Source organism: Vagococcus sp. JNUCC 83, from assembly GCF_053667615.1.
The window spans coordinates 1213825-1231210 of record NZ_CM132204.1 but is presented as its reverse complement, the minus strand read 5'-3'; the positions used below and the strand labels follow the sequence as shown (position 1 = coordinate 1231210).

Sequence of the window (17386 nt, the reverse complement as noted above, 5' to 3'; positions counted from 1 at the left end):
CTTTTGAGTAGAGAAATCTACTCTTTTTTATTGAGCATAATGGTTGAATTTTAAAATGAAAGCATATACAATTATAACTATACCAAAATAAAAAAAAGCAAAAGGAGAATTGATATGGCGGTTATTAATGGCATATACAAAGAATATGAGTTGTTTGTTGATGGGAAATGGACAAAAGGAGCTAAAGGTGAAACGATTGATAGTTTTTCTCCGGTAAATGGTGAAAAAATTGGAACATTTATTGATGCTGTCGATGCAGATGTTGATGCGGCCGTTGAAGCTGCTCAAAAAGCGTTACCAGCATGGCGTGATTGGTCACTGGTAGATAGAAGTAATCTTTTATTGAAAATTGCAGATGTAATTGACGAAAATATGGAACACCTTGCTTATATTGAGTCACTAGACAATGGTAAGCCAATTCGTGAAACTAAAACGGTTGATGTGCCACTTAGTGCTGATCATTTTAGATATTTTGCTGGAGTAATTCGTAGCGAGGAAGGTTCTGCTCAAGCCTTAGATAAGGATACTTTAACGCTGATTTTAAGAGAACCAATTGGTGTTGTGGGACAAATCATTCCATGGAATTTTCCAATTCTCATGGCTGCATGGAAATTAGCACCAGCTTTAGCAGCAGGAAATACAATTGTTATTCATCCGTCATCATCTACTTCTTTAAGTTTATTAGAGTTAGTTAAGTTGATTGGTCCAATGCTACCAAATGGTGTGCTAAATTTAATTACAGGTAAGGGCTCAAAATCTGGCGATTATATGTTGCAACACGACGGTTTTAATAAGTTGGCTTTCACTGGATCAACAGAAGTAGGTTATAAAGTGGCTCGTGCAGCAGCTGATAAATTAATTCCAGCAACGCTTGAATTAGGTGGGAAATCTGCTAATATTTTCTTTGATGACATGCCTTTTGAAAAAGCTGTTGAGGGAGCACAACTTGGTATTTTATTTAACCAAGGTCAAGTATGTTGTGCTGGATCTCGTATCTTTGTACAAGAAGGTATTTACGATAAGTTTGTCTCTGAATTAAAAGAAAAATTTGAAGCAGTAGTTGTAGGGGATGCACTTGATGAAAATGTCCAAATGGGTGCTCAAGTAAATGAGGGACAAGTCAATAAAATTTTAGATGCCGTAGAAGTAGGTCGTAAAGAAGGTGCAACTATTTTAACTGGTGGAAAACGTCTCGACGGTGATTTAGGCAAGGGCTGTTATGTTGCACCAACACTTTTAACAAATGTAACAAATGATATGGAAGTAGCTCAAGAAGAAATTTTTGGCCCTGTAGCAGTCGTCATCAAATTTAAAACAGTTGATGAAGTAATTAAAATGGCGAATGATTCTGAATACGGTTTAGGTGGGGGTGTTTGGACTAAAAATATCAACACAGCACTCAAAGTAAGTCGTAGTATGGAGACAGGTCGCGTTTGGGTAAATACTTATAATCAAATTCCTGCTGGTGCACCATTTGGTGGGTATAAAAAATCTGGTATAGGTCGAGAAACGCATAAAGCAATTCTTGATGCTTACAGCCAATTTAAAAATATTTATATTGATACAAAAGAAACAGGGTTCAATTTATATTAAGAAAATAATCAAAAATAAAATTTTCTGAAAATAACGTCAAAGATTGTGATTTGACTAGCAAAAAAAAGCAAACAGTGTTAAAATAATTGTGTTAGTTAAGTATCACCTATACCAAATAGAGTGATAACATAATAGGAGGAATTTAATTATGGCATTAGTATCAGCAACAGAAATGTTAAAAAAAGCTAAAGAGGGTAAATACGCAGTCGGTGCATTCAACACAAACAACTTAGAATGGACTAAAGCGATCTTACAAGGTGCACAAGAATCTAATTCTCCAGTAATGATTCAAACTTCTATGGGTGCTGCAAAATATATGGGTGGCTACCAAGTATGTTACGATTTAGTTAAAGACTTAATTGACTCAATGGGAATTACAGTTCCAGTAGCATTACACTTAGACCATGGTGAATATGAAGATGCATTAAAATGTATCGAAATTGGTTACACATCTGTAATGTTTGATGGTTCTCACTTACCATTTGAAGAAAACTTAGAAAAAGCAAAAGACGTTGTAGCTAAAGCTCATGCTAAAGGTGTTTCTGTAGAGTGTGAAGTTGGATCAATCGGTGGAGAAGAAGACGGCGTTATTGGTTCTGGTGAATTAGCAGATCCAGCTGAATGTAAAGCGATGTCTGAAACAGGAATTGACTTCTTAGCTGCAGGTATTGGTAATATTCATGGTGCTTATCCAGAAAACTGGGCAGGATTAAGCTTTGATCGTTTAGCTGAAATTGCTGAAGTAATTGATGGTAAACCAATGGTATTACACGGTGGTTCTGGTATTCCATTAGACCAAATCCAAAAAGCAATCTCTTTAGGCGTATCAAAAATTAACGTTAACACTGAATGTCAAGAAGTATTTGCTGCTGCAACACGTAAATATATCGAAGAAGGAAAAGACTTAGAAGGTAAAGGTTTTGACCCTCGTAAATTATTAGCGCCAGGTACTAAAGCTGTAACTGATTTAGTAAAAGAACGTATTGAATGGTTTGGTTCAAACGGTAAGGCATAATCTAACCTAAATAGATAAAGAGTGACTGGCTAAATGTCGGTTGCTCTTTTTTTGTCCATAAATAAATTTTCCAATCGCTTTTTTTCATTTATAGAGTATGATAGAATACAACTATGTATGTGAATATTGAAATAAACTTAGCTGCTTATTTTAAGCGGCTTTTTTCAAGACTAAAGTGAGGTCATTATAAACAAATGAAAAAAATAATTATAAACGGCGGTAAAAAATTAAAAGGAACTGTTACAATTAGTGGAGCAAAAAATAGCGCTGTTGCATTAATACCTGCGGCAATTTTAGCAGATTCTCCTGTTATTTTAGAAGGTGTTCCAGATATTAAAGATGTTCATTCATTAAAAGAAATACTAGAACTTATGGGTGTAAAGGTAACGTTTGAAAATCACACCATGATAATTGATCCAACAAATATGGTATCTATTCCTATGCCAAGTGGAAAAATCAATAGTTTACGAGCATCTTATTATTTTATGGGAGCACTACTAGGAAAATTTGGTGAAGGAGTTGTCGGTTTACCAGGTGGTTGTTATCTTGGACCACGCCCAATTGACTTGCATATCAAAGGATTTGAGTCTCTTGGAGCAGTTGTGACAACTGAACACGGTGCAACATATTTGAAATCGCCAGATGGCTTAGAAGGTACACGTATTTATATGGATATGGTATCAATTGGCGCAACGATTAATGTGATGTTAGCTGCTGTAAAAGCTAATGGTAGAACGGTCATTGAAAATGCCGCTAGAGAGCCAGAAATTATTGATGTTGCCACTTTATTAAATAATATGGGAGCAAAAATTCGTGGAGCTGGAACAAATGAAATCCGAATTGATGGCGTAAAAGAATTAAAGGGCTGTCGACATTCAATTATCCCTGACCGTATCGAAGCTGGGACTTATTTAGCGTTAGCTGCTGCATGTGGTGATGGGGTTGTGGTGCAAAATGTTATCTATGAACACTTAGAAAGTTTCATTTCTAAATTGGACGAGATGGGTGTACCGATGACTATTCGTGAGGATAGCATAGAGGTTCATCCTGTAAAACATTTAAAACCAATTAATGTGACTACTGTACCATATCCTGGATTTGCGACAGATTTACAACAACCAATAACGCCACTTCTTTTAAAAGCTAATGGTAAAAGTATCGTAACAGACACCATCTATGAGCAACGAATCAATCATATTCCAGAACTAGTTCGTATGGGAGCTAATGCAAATATTGAAGGTAAGATGATTTTACTAAATGGCCAGGAAGATTTAGAGCTAATTGGGGCTGAGGTGACTGCCAGTGATTTAAGAGCAGGAGCTTGCTTAGTGACAGCTGGATTGATGGCTAGTGGGACAACTAAAATTTCGAACGTTGACAATATTTTAAGAGGGTATGACAACATTATCGATAAACTAACAAATTTAGGTGCTGACATCCGTATGGAAGAAGGCACAAATAAAGAGGGATAATATGCGCGATTATTTAACGATGGGTGAATTAGAACAAAAAACCCTAAAAGAAATTTATGCTTATGCAAAAGATTTTAAAATTCCGTATTATAGTCAAATGAATAAAAAAGAGCTATCTTTAGCAGTCATCCGTGCACAAGCTGAAAAACAAGGATTTTTCGTGGTTGAAGGTGTTTTGGACATCGTATCAAACGATGGTTATGGTTTTTTGCGTCCAATTAACTATACACCAAGTAAAGAAGATATTTACATTTCTTCTTCTCAAATTAGACGGTTTGGATTACGTAATGGAGATAAAGTAGCAGGTAAAGCAAGACCGCCAAAAGAATCCGAGCGTTATTATGGCTTAATGCATGTTGAAACAGTTAATGGTAAAAATCCAGAAGAAGCCAAACAACGTCCTCATTTTCCGGCGTTAACCGCACTTTATCCGGATAAACAGCTCATTTTAGAAACGACTAAGACAGCTCTCTCTACACGAATGATTGACTTGTTTGCTCCAGTTGGATTTGGTCAACGCGGATTGATTGTTGCCCCGCCAAAAGCTGGTAAAACAAGTGTCATTAAAGAAATTGCTAATGGCATCTCGAAAAATTATCCGGATGTGGAATTAATTGTGTTACTAATTGATGAACGACCAGAGGAAGTAACAGATATTGAGCGAAGTGTTGATGGTGAAGTGGTATCATCTACTTTTGATCAGATGCCAGAAAATCATACACGAGTTGTCGAACTTGTTTTAGAAAGAGCTCTACGTTTGGTAGAAGATAAGCGTGACGTTGTCATTTTAATGGATAGTATCACACGTTTAGCCAGAGCTTATAACTTAGTTATTCCACCAAGTGGTCGAACGTTAAGTGGAGGGATTGATCCTGCAGCATTTTATAAACCAAAGAAATTTTTTGGTGCGGCTAGAAATATTGAAGAAGGCGGTAGTTTAACTATCCTTGCCACTGCTTTAGTTGACACTGGAAGTCGTATGGATGACGTGATTTATGAAGAGTTTAAAGGAACTGGGAATATGGAGCTTCATTTATCAAGAGAATTATCTGAAAGACGTGTATTTCCTGCGATTGATATTAAACGCTCAGGTACACGAAAAGAAGAATTACTCATGGCACCAACTCATTTAGAAGAAATTTGGAAATTGCGTCGTCATATGAAAGGCGATTCAATCAATTCAACTAACCAATTGTTGACATTCTTGAAAAAAACAAAAGACAATGCAACATTTTTTGAAACATTTAAAGATGTCTCTTTTTTAAAAAAATAAATTGCTAAAATAAGACGGACATGTTAATATAATATCGTTGTAATAATAACTCTGTTTCAGCAAATGAATCAGGGCAAAGGAGAGAGAAATATGAAACAAGGAATTCATCCAGAATATCATCCAGTAGTATTTATGGACTCACAAACAGGGTTCAAATTCTTATCTGGGTCAACTAAAACATCTGAAGAAACAATCGAATGGGAAGATGGCAACACATACCCAGTCATTCGTGTCGAAATTACTTCAGATTCACATCCATTCTATACAGGACGTCAAAAATTTACACAAGCAGACGGACGTGTGGATCGTTTCAACAAAAAATATGGTCTCAAAGACGAAAACGCTGCAGAGTAATCTTCGGTGTCAAAAAGATTTCTGGTATATTATCAGGAATCTTTTTTTTTTGAAAGGAATGATTAGATGAATGATTCGTAAGGTAATCAACGATTTAGAGTCATCATATGGGTAGAACATCATAATCAATTTTTAGTGTATGCTTCCAAAAGTGGTGAAAAACATCTTCTTGAGGTGGAGCCACATGTTGCTGAAACAACGATAGAATCAATCGAACGCTTTGGTAAAGAAGAATTGGATTTAGCTTTTAATCATATTGAATTAATTGATATTATAGAGCAGACGACTCAGGAATATTTTGAACAAAATGACACATTATTTCTTTACCGAGCATCGCTATCACCAAAGACAATAATTCCAAAATTAAGCCATAGTCATATCGTGTATTGGTTGCCACTTGAAAAGGCACAGACTCTTTTTTCTGCTAATTTTTTATCAAAAGTATTAAAAAAGAATGAATGATTGTCTATGTCTTGTATAATTATGGTAAAATATGGGTTAATTATAAGGAGAGATTGATATGACTGATTTACAACAAACAATTATAAAAAATTTACAAGTAGCACCTCAAATAGAAGTAAAAGATGAAATAATGAAACGTGTTCAATTTTTAAAAGACTACATGTTAGCCCATCCATTTTTAAAAGTGTATGTTTTAGGGATTAGTGGGGGACAAGATTCCACTTTAGCTGGAAAATTAGCACAAATGGCTATGAGTGAGTTAAGAGAAGAAACAGGTGATAGTCAATATAAATTTATTGCTATCCGTTTACCTTATGGCGTGCAAAATGATGAAGAAGATGCCCAAAAGTCATTGGATTTTATTCAACCAGACGAGTCATATGTTGTGAATATTAAACCAAGTGTGGATGCTTTAGTGAAAGAATTGAAAGAACAATCGGGTATAGATATCAGTGACTTTAATAAAGGTAATATTAAAGCAAGACAGCGTATGGTGTCCCAATATGCTATCGCCGGCCAAAAAAATGGTGCAGTTATCGGAACTGACCATGCGGCAGAAAATATCACTGGCTTTTTTACAAAATTTGGTGATGGAGCTGCAGATATTTTACCTCTTTTTGGATTAAACAAACGACAAGGAAAAGCTTTGTTACAAGAACTAAAAGCAGATAGTTCGTTGTATGAGAAAATTCCAACAGCTGATTTAGAAGAAAACAAACCAATGATTTCAGATGAAGATGCTCTAGGTGTGACTTATGATGCCATTGATGATTATTTAGAAGGAAAACAAGTGAGTAAAGCAGATCAAGAAGTTATTGAAAATTGGTACAAAAAATCAGAACACAAACGACATTTACCAATTACTCTAGGAGATACATTTTGGGTAAGATAGAGACAAGGATACAAAAAAGATTAGAAGATCATAAGAAAAAATCATGGTTCAAGCGACTCATCACCCACCCACTCACTAAAATATTATTCACATTAATCATCGTTTATGTCAGTAATTTTTATTTACAATTAAGTCAAAATACTTGGGACTTTTCACTAGCTTGGAAATTTTCGACTCAGTGGCATGTTGAAAAATTCTTACTTGGAACCTTAGTGCTTTTATTTTTAGATATGTTTCTAATTAGTTTGAGTGGTTCGTTCCTTGTGGGAAATAGTACCTATATGATTAGTATTGGCTTATTAGGAGTCGCCAACAGCCAAAAAATGTTGTTGAGAATGGAACCCATCTATCCAGATGACTTGAAAATGATATTTGAGTTTACTATGATGAAAGATATTATAGGAACTACTTATTTTATTTTAGCTATTGTAATAATTATTATTGCATTACTTGGTTTTTTATATGCTCTATATCGTTCTCTTCGTCTGAGTAAAAAGCAACAAATCATTCGCCTTATTTGTTTCGTGGTTTCTCTGGCAGGACTGTTATATGCAAGTCAGTTTAACAATCCTAATAATCTATTGCGTAAAGAATTTAACAAGACAGCTTTATGGATTCCATATAGTCAAAAAATGAATTACTATAATACAGGCTTTATGGGTGGATTTTTATACAATTTAAATGTTGAGGCAATGGATGAACCCAAAGGCTATTCAAAAGAAGCTGTTGAAAAAATCGTGACAAAGTACAACAAACTAGCAAAAGAAAACAATGCAAAGAAACAAGCCAAAGATAAACCAAATGTTGTGTTTATCATGTCTGAGAGTTTTTCAGATCCAGACAAATTAGATGGTATTAAATTAAACAAAAGTCCAATTACTAATTTTAGAGAAGTCGCTCGTAATTCGGTCTACTCTGGTGAGATGTTGTCGCAAAACTATGGTGGTGGAACGGCAAATATTGAATTTGAAGCGTTGACAGGTATTTCTATGGCATTACTAAATCCTCAGATGACGACACCTTACACGATGATGTTACCTAAGAAAACTGAGTTTCCATCTATTGTGTCGAGTTTAGAGCAACAAAACTATCAAACGGTGGCCATACATCCGTATAATACATCGATGTATAAACGAAAAGATGTGTACAATGTGTTAGGGTTTAACAAATTTTTAGATGAAAACACCATGACGCATAAAGATAAATTATCTGATAATGGATATATCTCTGACTCCTCAGCTTTTAATGAGGTACTTGATATTATAAAAGAATCAGACAAATCATCATTTGTCCATCTTGTGACCATGCAGACACATATGCCTTATAATAACAAATACACGACATCACCTTATACCTTAACAACGTCTACATCAAATGCATCCATTGATAATTATGCATTGGATATTTCTTATACGTCTGATGCGCTGAAACAATTTATTACGGAAATCAATGAATTAGATCAACAAACCATTGTTGTGTTTTGGGGAGATCATCTGCCATCTATCTACCCAGATGATATCGTTGAAAAAAACAACCCATTTACAACCCATTTAACGGAGTATTTGATTTATGATACTTTATCAAAAGGGGTACATAAAGAAGAAATCATGAGTCCGTTTTATTTTTCAAGTTTAATTACTAAGTTTTCATCTGTTGAGCAAACAGGATTTAATGTTTTGTTATTAGAGTTACAAAAAATGTTACCAGCGTTTGAAAAACAAATGTATTACGTTAATGGGAAATGGGAAAAAGAAGTTTCGTTTACAAAAGAAGAAAGAGAGTTATATGAAGCTTATCAAATGATTGTGTATGATTTAGTATCTGGCGAAAAATATGGTCAAAAAATGTTTGATATTCAATCATAAGATGAATTTTTAAAGAAAGTTATGAATTAATTGTAGTTTAAAAACTTTCATGATATAATCAATTAGAATTATTCATAAGGGAGTAACTGGCAGTCTACATACTGCGGTAATGCCACCAATCGAAATCATCATGTATTTCTGGTATTATCTTAAATAGTGAGACTTATGTATGTAGTTAAGCATACATAGGTCTTTTTTTATTTGACTTATGGGATGCGCCAAATTAAAAGGAGGAAAAGAGATGTCAGATCAAAAAAAGAAGCAGTTAAACGATGCGTTTTACGTCGAAGATGACAAACAAGTCTTAGAAAAACTGCAAACAACTCCTAATGGGTTGAGTACTGCTGAAGCAGACAAACGCCTTAAGGAGTATGGTCATAATCAGTTGGATGAAGGGAAGAAAAAGAGTTTATTTAGTAAATTCTTAGACCAATTCAAAGATTTTATGATCATTATTTTATTAGCAGCAGCTGTTCTTTCATTCTTTATGGGAGACCAAGTTGAGGCAATCATGATTATTGTCGTGGTATTTATTATGGCAATTTTCGGTGTGGTTCAAGAAGCAAAAGCTGAAGAAGCGATTGAAGCACTAAAAGATATGTCTACCCCTAATGCTAATGTCCGTCGTGATAACACAACGAAAACAGTGAAAAGTACGGATTTAGTTCCTGGAGATATTGTCTTACTAGAAGCTGGTGATGTGATTCCGGCTGATATGCGTTTGATTGAAACAGCGTCATTAAAAATTGAAGAAGCAGCATTGACGGGTGAGTCAGTACCTGTTGAGAAAAAAGATGTTGTGTTAGATAAAGAAGATGTTGGTATTGGGGACCGTATCAACATGGCTTATATGAATAGTAATGTGACATATGGTCGTGGTGTGGGTGTTGTTACTGGTACAGGGATGAACACAGAAGTCGGTAAGATTGCTAACATGTTAGCTCAAGCTGACGAAACAAATACGCCACTAAAAGAAAATTTAAACAAATTAGGTAAAGTGTTGTCTATTGCGATTATTTTTATCTGTATCGTGATGTTTGGTGTCGGTATGTTACGTGGTGGACATGATTGGATGGAAATGCTATTAACCTCTGTATCATTAGCAGTTGCGGCAATCCCAGAAGGGTTACCTGCGATTGTAACCATTATTTTAGCCTTAGGAACACAAAAAATGGCTAAACGTAATGCGTTAGTAAGAAAATTACCTGCTGTTGAAACACTAGGAAGTACAGATATTATTTGCTCTGATAAAACTGGAACATTGACGTTAAATCAAATGACTGTTGAAGAAGTATTTACTAATAATGAGTCAATTAGAAATTCAAAAGATATTCCATTAGATAATACAACATTAAAAATTATGACGTTTTGTAATGACACAAAAATTTCTGATGATGGCACATTAATTGGTGACCCAACAGAAACAGCGTTAGTTAAATATGGTGAAGATCGTGGGTTTGACGTTGCCGCCCAATTGAAAGCAGAACCACGTTTAGCAGAAGTACCATTTGATTCGGATAGAAAACTAATGTCAACATTCCATAAATTACCAGATGGTCGATTCTTTGTTGCTGTCAAAGGTGCACCAGATGAATTATTAAAACGTTGTGTGTCATATGATGTTAATGGCGACATAAAATCAATGGATAAAAAAGAAGAAGACTTAATATTAAAAACAAATAAACAATTAGCCACACAAGCATTACGTGTTCTTGCTATGGCTTATAAGATTGTTGATGAGATTCCAAGTGACTTAACTAGTGAAAATGTTGAAAAAGATTTAATTTTCTCTGGTTTAGTTGGAATGATTGACCCAGAACGTAAAGAAGCTGCTGAAGCTGTTCGTGTTGCTAAAGAAGCGGGTATTCGACCAATTATGATTACAGGTGACCACAGAGATACAGCAGAAGCAATTGCTGTTCGTTTAGGTATTCTAAAAGAAGGTCAACATGATGCAGTGATTACTGGTGGCGAATTAAATAATATGTCAGATGAACAATTGGCAAATTCAATTGAGAAATATTCTGTATATGCTAGAGTGTCTCCAGAACATAAAGTACGTATTGTAAAAGCTTGGCAAAAAGATGGAAAAGTTGTAGCGATGACAGGTGATGGGGTAAATGATGCACCAGCACTTAAAACTGCCGATATTGGTATAGGTATGGGAATTACTGGTACTGAAGTATCTAAAGGTGCTAGCGACATGGTGTTAGCAGATGATAACTTCTCAACTATTATTGTGGCGGTTGAAGAAGGTCGTAAAGTATTCTCTAACATCCAAAAAACCGTTCAATACTTACTTGCTGCAAACTTAGGGGAAGTATTAACCTTATTTATTGCGACAATGCTTGGATGGGATACTTTATTACCAGTCCATCTGCTTTGGATTAACGTTGTAACTGATACATTCCCTGCGATTGCATTAGGCTTAGAGCCTGCTGAAAAAGGTATCATGAAGCATAAACCACGTGGACGAGATTCTGATTTCTTCTCAGGTGGTGTGATGAGTAGTATCATCTATCAAGGGATTTTAGAAGCTGGGTTGACGTTAGGTGTCTACATGTATGCTATTAATAATCCAGTCCACACTAGTTATGACGCCATTCATGCAGATGCGTTAACAATGGCTTACGCAACACTTGGTTTAATCCAATTAATCCATGCATTTAACGTAAAATCTGTTCATGAGTCATTGTTTAAAGTGGGACCATTTAGAAATAAAATCTTTAACTATGCCATCCTGTTGTCATTCGTGTTACTGGCAGCAACAATCGTTGTTCCAGGATTTAACGATTTATTTAAAGTAGCTCACTTAGACGGGCATCAATGGTTAGCAGTATTAATTGGCTCATTTGCTATTTTACCAATCGTAGAATTAGTTAAATGGGTACAAAGAAAAACAATTTATAAATAGGACGTTAAAACTATCCAATCTATTTTGGGTAGTTTTTTATTTATATTGACAAACTAAAGGTATATCTATAATATTGAAATTAGTGTGTTGTAATTTTTAGAAAAAGATTGCAATAAATCCTTTAAAATTTGTTTAAAAAAAGGTAAAATGAACAAGGGTAATAGAGAAAGGGGAATAACGTTGAAAAAGCCAAATATAGGACAGTATTTGCAAGTAATCAATGCCATTGTGACAGAGTCTGAAAAGGTTGGGGAGCAAATGAACCCATCATATGAAATTGTTCGTAAGGCTATTGATGAAGATAAACTATCCAATTTATCTGTTGAGCAACTAACAGAGATTAAAAACCAATTTTCTACTGGGACAGAAGAATACCGTGTGATGGAGAATTCATTACTTCATTTAAAAGCACCTGTTAAGGTATTAGGCATTCATAAAAAGCTGGAAAAAGCGTTTAAGGATTATGTTGAAGGATGTCAAGAAATGGTTGACTCAATTGACGCAGAACATGCAAAAGTTGAGGTTGAGGCATTTAATACATCTGAAATAAAACAAGATGAGGCGACTGATAGCATTTCATTTTGTATTCAACGAATCACACAAATTATTATGAATAAATAGTAAAAAAGAGATGATAACGGTCATCTCTTTTTTTAATACATTAAATAATTGATAAAAAAGTTAAGTAAACAGACAGTTTTTTGAATAAATGGTATTCTTATAACATAAATAGTTTTAGGGGGAGGATAAAATGACCGAAAAAAAATCCTATCCAGGTTTAACTGACGAAGAGGTATTAAACAGAATAGCACGTGGTGAGGTAAATCAAGCCATACCCAAGACCACTCGAACATTAAAACAAATTTTATTCGAAAATAGTTTTACGTTGTTTAATTTTATTAATTTAGTGATTGCTGGGTTTATTATCTTTACTGGCAGTTATAAAAATCTTTTATTTCTAGGAGTTATTATATCTAATACGCTCGTTGGAGTGTACCAAGAAATAAAAGCAAAAAATAATATTGATCGTCTGAGCTTATTGAGTGAGTCAAAAGTTAGTGTGATTAGAAATTATAAAGTCTTAGAAATCCCTCAAAATGAAGTGGTCAAAGATGATTTGATTACTATAAAAAGAGGGCAACAGGTGGTTGTTGATGGCATTATTTTAGAAACAGAGGGCATGGAATGCGATGAATCTCAACTTACAGGTGAGTCAGATCCCATAGTAAAAAAAGTTGGTTCACAAGTCTACTCTGGAAGTTTTATTGTCAGTGGGAGTGCCTTGATGCAAGCCACACATGTTGGTAAGGAAAGTTATAGTTATAAATTAAGTGTAGAAGCTAAACAGACTAAAGGAATCTACAGTGAACTCATCATGATGATGAATCGGTTGATTCGTTTACTTACGATGGTTATTATTCCTATAGGGGCCGTTTTGATGATAACAAGTATCACAAGTGGTACTCAGTTAAATGAGGCCATTTTGGGAAGTACTGCAGCAATTATGGGCATGATTCCGGAAGGATTAATATTACTGACGACTGTTGCTTTAGCTGTTGGTGTGATTAAACTAAGTCGTCAACAAGTGTTAGTTCAAACGATGGGAGCCATAGAAACACTAGCAAGAGTCGATGTTCTATGTTTAGACAAAACCGGAACACTGACAAGCGGCCAATTAAAAGTGGTAGAGTTTGAACCAGCAAGTGACCATGAATATTCCAAAGAAGACTTTTCTAAAATCATTGGTTCAATGGTTAAAGGGTTAAATGAAGACAATGCGACTGGATTAGCATTAATGGCTTATTTTAACGATACTAATAGACAATTAACACCTAAAAAACAGGTTCCATTCTCCTCTGCCAGAAAATGGAGTGCGATTTCCTTTAATGATAATCACACGTATTTTATGGGAGCACCTGAGTATTTATTTAACACATTTTCTGATAAACAAACAAAAAAAATGTCAGAAGCATTTGAAAAAGGCTTAAGAATTATTGCTGTAGCCAAAAGTACAACAACAGAAGTGACACAAGTCTTACCTGATGATTTAACGTTGTTGGGATTTGTGTATTTAGAAGATGAAATTAGACCAGAAGCACCACAAACATTGGACTATTTTAAAAAAGAGGATGTTGATATTTGTATTATATCTGGAGACCATCCTGAGACAGTATCTCAAATTGCCAAACGTTCAGGAGTGTCACATGAAGAAAAGTCAATTGATATGAGTAAAATTTCTGATGATGAGATTCCAAATATTGTGAAACGTCATCGTATTTTTGGACGTGTATCACCCGAGCAAAAGAAAAAGCTTGTGACGGCACTACAAGAGCAAAATCATGTTGTTGGTATGACAGGAGATGGTGTGAATGACATTTTAGCATTAAAACAAGCAGACTGTAGTATTGTAATGGCAAATGGTAGTGACGCAGCAAAAGGTATTGCTGATTTTGTTTTGCTTGATTCTAATTTTGATTCAATGATTGATGTGGTATTAGAAGGTAGGCAAGTCATAAATAACATCCAACGAGTATCTTCTCTTTATTTAACAAAAACTGTTTATTCACTATTTTTAGCAGCGATTTATATATTTGTTAGTTCGCCATACCCATTTCAACCGATTCAATTAAGTCCAATCAATGCTTTAACTGTGGGGATTCCTTCGTTTTTCTTGGCACTTAGACCAAACACTCAGCCAATAAAGGGAACATTCTTAAAAAATGTTTTTGAACCGCCTTTAGCAAGTGGATTAACGGTTGTTGTGATGACAATGGCCATTGAAGTCATAGGTAATATGTTAGGATGGTCTTATGAAGAAAAATCAACGATTACTGTTTTATTAACAGGGTTTATTGGGTTTATTGTTTTAAGAGAGATAGCTAAGCCGTTAACAACAAAGATTAAAGGGCTTTTAAGTATATTAGTCATATTGTTCTTGTGCATTTTTACATTTTTTGATAAAATTTTCTCATTGGTGAATATTTATAATGGTCAATTAGCGATGGTTTACATCCCATTGATGTTGGTATCAATTTTAACTTTTTATTCTATTCGAAAAATAGTGCATAAACTACTAAAAGAATAAGTTAACACAAAATTCATATTTTATTATTAAAAAAGATATATTTCTCATATAGTATATAATTATATTATAAAGTTCAGTTTGTTATGGGAGAGTAAAATGAAAAAAATGGTCTTAGGTAGTATGTTAGTGAGCGCAGTATTTGTTATCTCTGGTTGTTCTTCAGGAGTAAGCACATCTGCTAGTGAGGGACAAACGACTAAACGCACAGGTGAGATTGCTTCAAGCTCAATAAATGAATCAACTACTATGGAAGCTAATCCTATCTTTGAAGGAAGACTAACATCGGATCCAGTGGAGAATAAAGATACGGTTATGTTAACATTCGAATCGGTCGATGTTGTTAGCGATCCTGATGCGATTCATGATGTTCTTGATTCAAACGGTGTCGTGTTAAATGTTACAAAAGAGCTGTTTGATCAAACCAAACATAGTGATAGAATAAAAAATGGTACGCTTATAGAATTTACATTGACAAAAACGCCAGCACTGACATTTTCTATCCCACCACAAGTACCAGGGGATTCGATTGAGTCGATTAAATTATTAGAGGGAAAATAGTTTGAAACAAAAAGCATTGGCTAATTTTGCCAGTGCTTTTTAAAATGTTTCGCTTTGGTAAACATGAGATGTTACAATAATAAAATGAACTATGTGAAATGAGGGAATTAATCAGTGAGTGAGTATTTAAATGTTGGGAAAATAGTTAATACACAAGGGATTAAAGGTGAGGTGAGAGTTATTTCTCAAACAGATTTTCCAGAAAAGCGATATAAAAAAGGGAACACTTTGTATTTATTTCAAGAAGGAAAAGACGTTGTAGAGTTAACGATAACATCTCATAGAAAACATAAAAACTTTGATATTGTTAGTTTTGACAACCATCCAACTATTAATGATGTTGAAAAATATCGTGATGGTATCTTAAAAATAAGAAAAGAAGATACTGGTGACTTAGAAGAAAATGCTTTTTATTATCATGAAATTATCGGGTGTGAAGTAGTCGATGAAACAGGAAAAACTCTTGGAACAATTAAAGAGATACTCTCACCAGGAGCCAATGATGTATGGGTAATTAAGCACAAGGAACCGGGCAAAAAAGACATTTTAATTCCATATATTGAATCTGTTGTCTTAGATGTTAATGTGGGTGATAAGAAAATTTTAGTTGATATACCAGAAGGATTGATTGATGATGAGAATTGATGTATTGACTCTTTTTCCAAAGATGTTTGAAGGGCCGTTAACTGAATCTATTTTGGGAAAAGCAATAGATAAAAAATTATTGGATGTGTATGTGAGAAATTTCCGTGATTTTTCAACTAACAAACACCAACAAGTTGATGACTACCCATATGGTGGTGGAGCAGGCATGTTGTTGAAGGTTCAACCGATACATGATGCGTTAACTTTCATAAAAGAAGACGCACAAACAAAACCGCGTGTAATTTTGCTTGATCCAGCAGGCAAGCAATTCAATCAAGAGATGGCCGAAGAATTTTCTAAGGAAGATCACCTAGTTTTTATATGTGGCCATTATGAGGGGTATGATGAGAGAATTCGCTCATTAGTGACAGATGAAGTGTCGCTTGGAGATTATGTATTAACAGGTGGAGAACTAGGTGCTATGGTAATGATTGATTCGACTGTTAGATTATTACCAGATGTTTTAGGAAATGATGAGTCAGCTAAAACAGATTCTCATTCAACCGGACTTTTAGAGCATCCACAGTATACTCGCCCTGCAAATTATGAGGGAATGGAAGTGCCACATGTTTTAACCAATGGCAACCATAAATTAATCAAAGAATGGCAATTAAAAGAATCTCTTAGACGAACCTTTTTAAGGCGACCAGATATGCTTAAAACTATCGAATTAACACAAGAGATGGAAAAGCTATTAGAAGAAGTGAAAAACGAAGAAAAAAATAGATAGCCTCTTTACTGAAACGTGTAAATGTGCTATGATGTTTTAGTGAGTCAAATGGCTCATCTATCACAACATTCCGCTGTGTAAGATACATATGAGTGTTTAAAATAAGGAGAATGTGGACATGAATCCATTAATAGAAGAAATTACAAAAGAACAATTACGCTCTGATATCCCAGCTTTTAGACCTGGTGACACTGTACGTGTACATGCTAAAGTTGTTGAGGGTACTCGTGAACGTATCCAGTTATTCGAAGGTGTGGTAATCAAACGCCGTGGTGCTGGAATTAGTGAAACTTATACTGTACGTAAAATCTCTAATGGTGTTGGTGTGGAACGTACTTTCCCAATCCATACACCACGTGTTGCTCAAATCGAAGTAATCCGTTATGGTAAAGTTCGTCGTGCGAAACTTTATTACATCCGCGCATTACATGGTAAAGCAGCAAGAATTAAAGAAATCCGTCGTTAATCATTTCAGATTGACAGGTAGAGAACTCTATGAAAATAGGGTTCTTTTTTTACGACATTGAA

At 34.7% G+C, this 17386-nt stretch carries 15 protein-coding genes; all 15 read left to right on the top strand.

The features are described 5' to 3' along the window. Nucleotides 1-114: 114 nt before the first annotated feature. The 15 genes from JNUCC83_RS05940 (at nucleotide 115) to rplS (ending at nucleotide 17324) form a co-directional block, all read left to right on the top strand. Nucleotides 115-1593: an aldehyde dehydrogenase family protein gene (locus JNUCC83_RS05940; protein WP_454461295.1), complete on the top strand. Its 1479-nt coding sequence runs from the start codon at nucleotides 115-117 to the stop codon at nucleotides 1591-1593. 148 nt (nucleotides 1594-1741) lie between these two features. Further along, complete coding sequence (locus tag JNUCC83_RS05935) at nucleotides 1742-2608, top strand: class II fructose-bisphosphate aldolase (RefSeq protein WP_454461294.1); 867 nt, start codon at nucleotides 1742-1744, stop codon at nucleotides 2606-2608. Between the two features lie 194 nt (nucleotides 2609-2802). Next, nucleotides 2803-4080, top strand: coding sequence for a UDP-N-acetylglucosamine 1-carboxyvinyltransferase (murA, locus tag JNUCC83_RS05930; RefSeq protein ID WP_454461293.1), 1278 nt, complete (start codon nucleotides 2803-2805; stop codon nucleotides 4078-4080). A 1-nt stretch (nucleotide 4081) separates the two neighbouring features. Continuing rightward, nucleotides 4082-5353 carry a transcription termination factor Rho gene (gene rho, locus JNUCC83_RS05925; protein WP_454461292.1) on the top strand — a complete coding sequence of 424 codons (1272 nt, stop codon included), beginning with the start codon at nucleotides 4082-4084 and terminating at the stop codon, nucleotides 5351-5353. Nucleotides 5354-5443: 90 nt separating this feature from the next. Continuing rightward, on the top strand, nucleotides 5444-5707 hold the full coding sequence (locus JNUCC83_RS05920) for a type B 50S ribosomal protein L31 (protein WP_079347925.1): 264 nt from the start codon (nucleotides 5444-5446) through the stop codon (nucleotides 5705-5707). A 135-nt stretch (nucleotides 5708-5842) separates the two neighbouring features. Beyond that, the gene (locus tag JNUCC83_RS05915; protein WP_454461291.1) at nucleotides 5843-6169 is read left to right on the top strand and encodes a hypothetical protein; all 327 of its coding nucleotides are present in this window, start codon (nucleotides 5843-5845) and stop codon (nucleotides 6167-6169) included. A gap of 58 nt (nucleotides 6170-6227) precedes the next feature. Further along, nucleotides 6228-7061 carry an NAD(+) synthase gene (gene nadE / locus JNUCC83_RS05910; RefSeq protein ID WP_454461290.1) on the top strand — a complete coding sequence of 278 codons (834 nt, stop codon included), beginning with the start codon at nucleotides 6228-6230 and terminating at the stop codon, nucleotides 7059-7061. Nucleotides 7062-7069: 8 nt separating this feature from the next. Further along, nucleotides 7070-8926 (top strand): LTA synthase family protein, encoded by a 1857-nt coding sequence (locus tag JNUCC83_RS05905; RefSeq protein WP_454461334.1) that lies wholly within the window; start codon nucleotides 7070-7072, stop codon nucleotides 8924-8926. 241 nt (nucleotides 8927-9167) lie between these two features. Beyond that, nucleotides 9168-11840, top strand: a complete 2673-nt coding sequence (locus JNUCC83_RS05900; RefSeq protein ID WP_454461289.1) for a cation-translocating P-type ATPase — start codon at nucleotides 9168-9170, stop codon at nucleotides 11838-11840. Nucleotides 11841-12020: 180 nt separating this feature from the next. Next, the gene (locus JNUCC83_RS05895; protein WP_454461288.1) at nucleotides 12021-12461 is read left to right on the top strand and encodes a hypothetical protein; all 441 of its coding nucleotides are present in this window, start codon (nucleotides 12021-12023) and stop codon (nucleotides 12459-12461) included. Between the two features lie 130 nt (nucleotides 12462-12591). Next, complete coding sequence (locus tag JNUCC83_RS05890) at nucleotides 12592-14925, top strand: HAD-IC family P-type ATPase (protein ID WP_454461287.1); 2334 nt, start codon at nucleotides 12592-12594, stop codon at nucleotides 14923-14925. Between the two features lie 96 nt (nucleotides 14926-15021). Then, complete coding sequence (locus JNUCC83_RS05885; protein WP_454461286.1) at nucleotides 15022-15483, top strand: hypothetical protein; 462 nt, start codon at nucleotides 15022-15024, stop codon at nucleotides 15481-15483. A 114-nt stretch (nucleotides 15484-15597) separates the two neighbouring features. Next, nucleotides 15598-16128, top strand: coding sequence for a ribosome maturation factor RimM (gene rimM / locus JNUCC83_RS05880; protein WP_454461285.1), 531 nt, complete (start codon nucleotides 15598-15600; stop codon nucleotides 16126-16128). Continuing rightward, the gene (gene trmD, locus JNUCC83_RS05875) at nucleotides 16118-16858 is read left to right on the top strand and encodes a tRNA (guanosine(37)-N1)-methyltransferase TrmD (protein ID WP_454461333.1); all 741 of its coding nucleotides are present in this window, start codon (nucleotides 16118-16120) and stop codon (nucleotides 16856-16858) included. Before rimM ends, trmD begins: the two co-directional genes overlap by 11 nt. 118 nt (nucleotides 16859-16976) lie before the next feature. Beyond that, nucleotides 16977-17324, top strand: coding sequence for a 50S ribosomal protein L19 (gene rplS, locus JNUCC83_RS05870; protein ID WP_079347943.1), 348 nt, complete (start codon nucleotides 16977-16979; stop codon nucleotides 17322-17324). The last annotated feature ends 62 nt before the right edge of the window (nucleotides 17325-17386 follow it).

Excerpts from the sequence above, each read along its gene's own strand:
- JNUCC83_RS05940 (WP_454461295.1), top strand. The coding sequence starts at position 115 with ATGGCGGTTATTAATGGCATATACAAAGAATATGAGTTGTTTGTTGAT.
- JNUCC83_RS05935 (WP_454461294.1), top strand. The coding sequence starts at position 1,742 with ATGGCATTAGTATCAGCAACAGAAATGTTAAAAAAAGCTAAAGAGGGT.
- murA (WP_454461293.1), top strand. The coding sequence starts at position 2,803 with ATGAAAAAAATAATTATAAACGGCGGTAAAAAATTAAAAGGAACTGTT.
- rho (WP_454461292.1), top strand. The coding sequence starts at position 4,082 with ATGCGCGATTATTTAACGATGGGTGAATTAGAACAAAAAACCCTAAAA.
- JNUCC83_RS05920 (WP_079347925.1), top strand. The coding sequence starts at position 5,444 with ATGAAACAAGGAATTCATCCAGAATATCATCCAGTAGTATTTATGGAC.
- nadE (WP_454461290.1), top strand. The coding sequence starts at position 6,228 with ATGACTGATTTACAACAAACAATTATAAAAAATTTACAAGTAGCACCT.
- JNUCC83_RS05900 (WP_454461289.1), top strand. The coding sequence starts at position 9,168 with ATGTCAGATCAAAAAAAGAAGCAGTTAAACGATGCGTTTTACGTCGAA.
- JNUCC83_RS05890 (WP_454461287.1), top strand. The coding sequence starts at position 12,592 with ATGACCGAAAAAAAATCCTATCCAGGTTTAACTGACGAAGAGGTATTA.
- JNUCC83_RS05885 (WP_454461286.1), top strand. The coding sequence starts at position 15,022 with ATGAAAAAAATGGTCTTAGGTAGTATGTTAGTGAGCGCAGTATTTGTT.
- trmD (WP_454461333.1), top strand. The coding sequence starts at position 16,118 with ATGAGAATTGATGTATTGACTCTTTTTCCAAAGATGTTTGAAGGGCCG.
- rplS (WP_079347943.1), top strand. The coding sequence starts at position 16,977 with ATGAATCCATTAATAGAAGAAATTACAAAAGAACAATTACGCTCTGAT.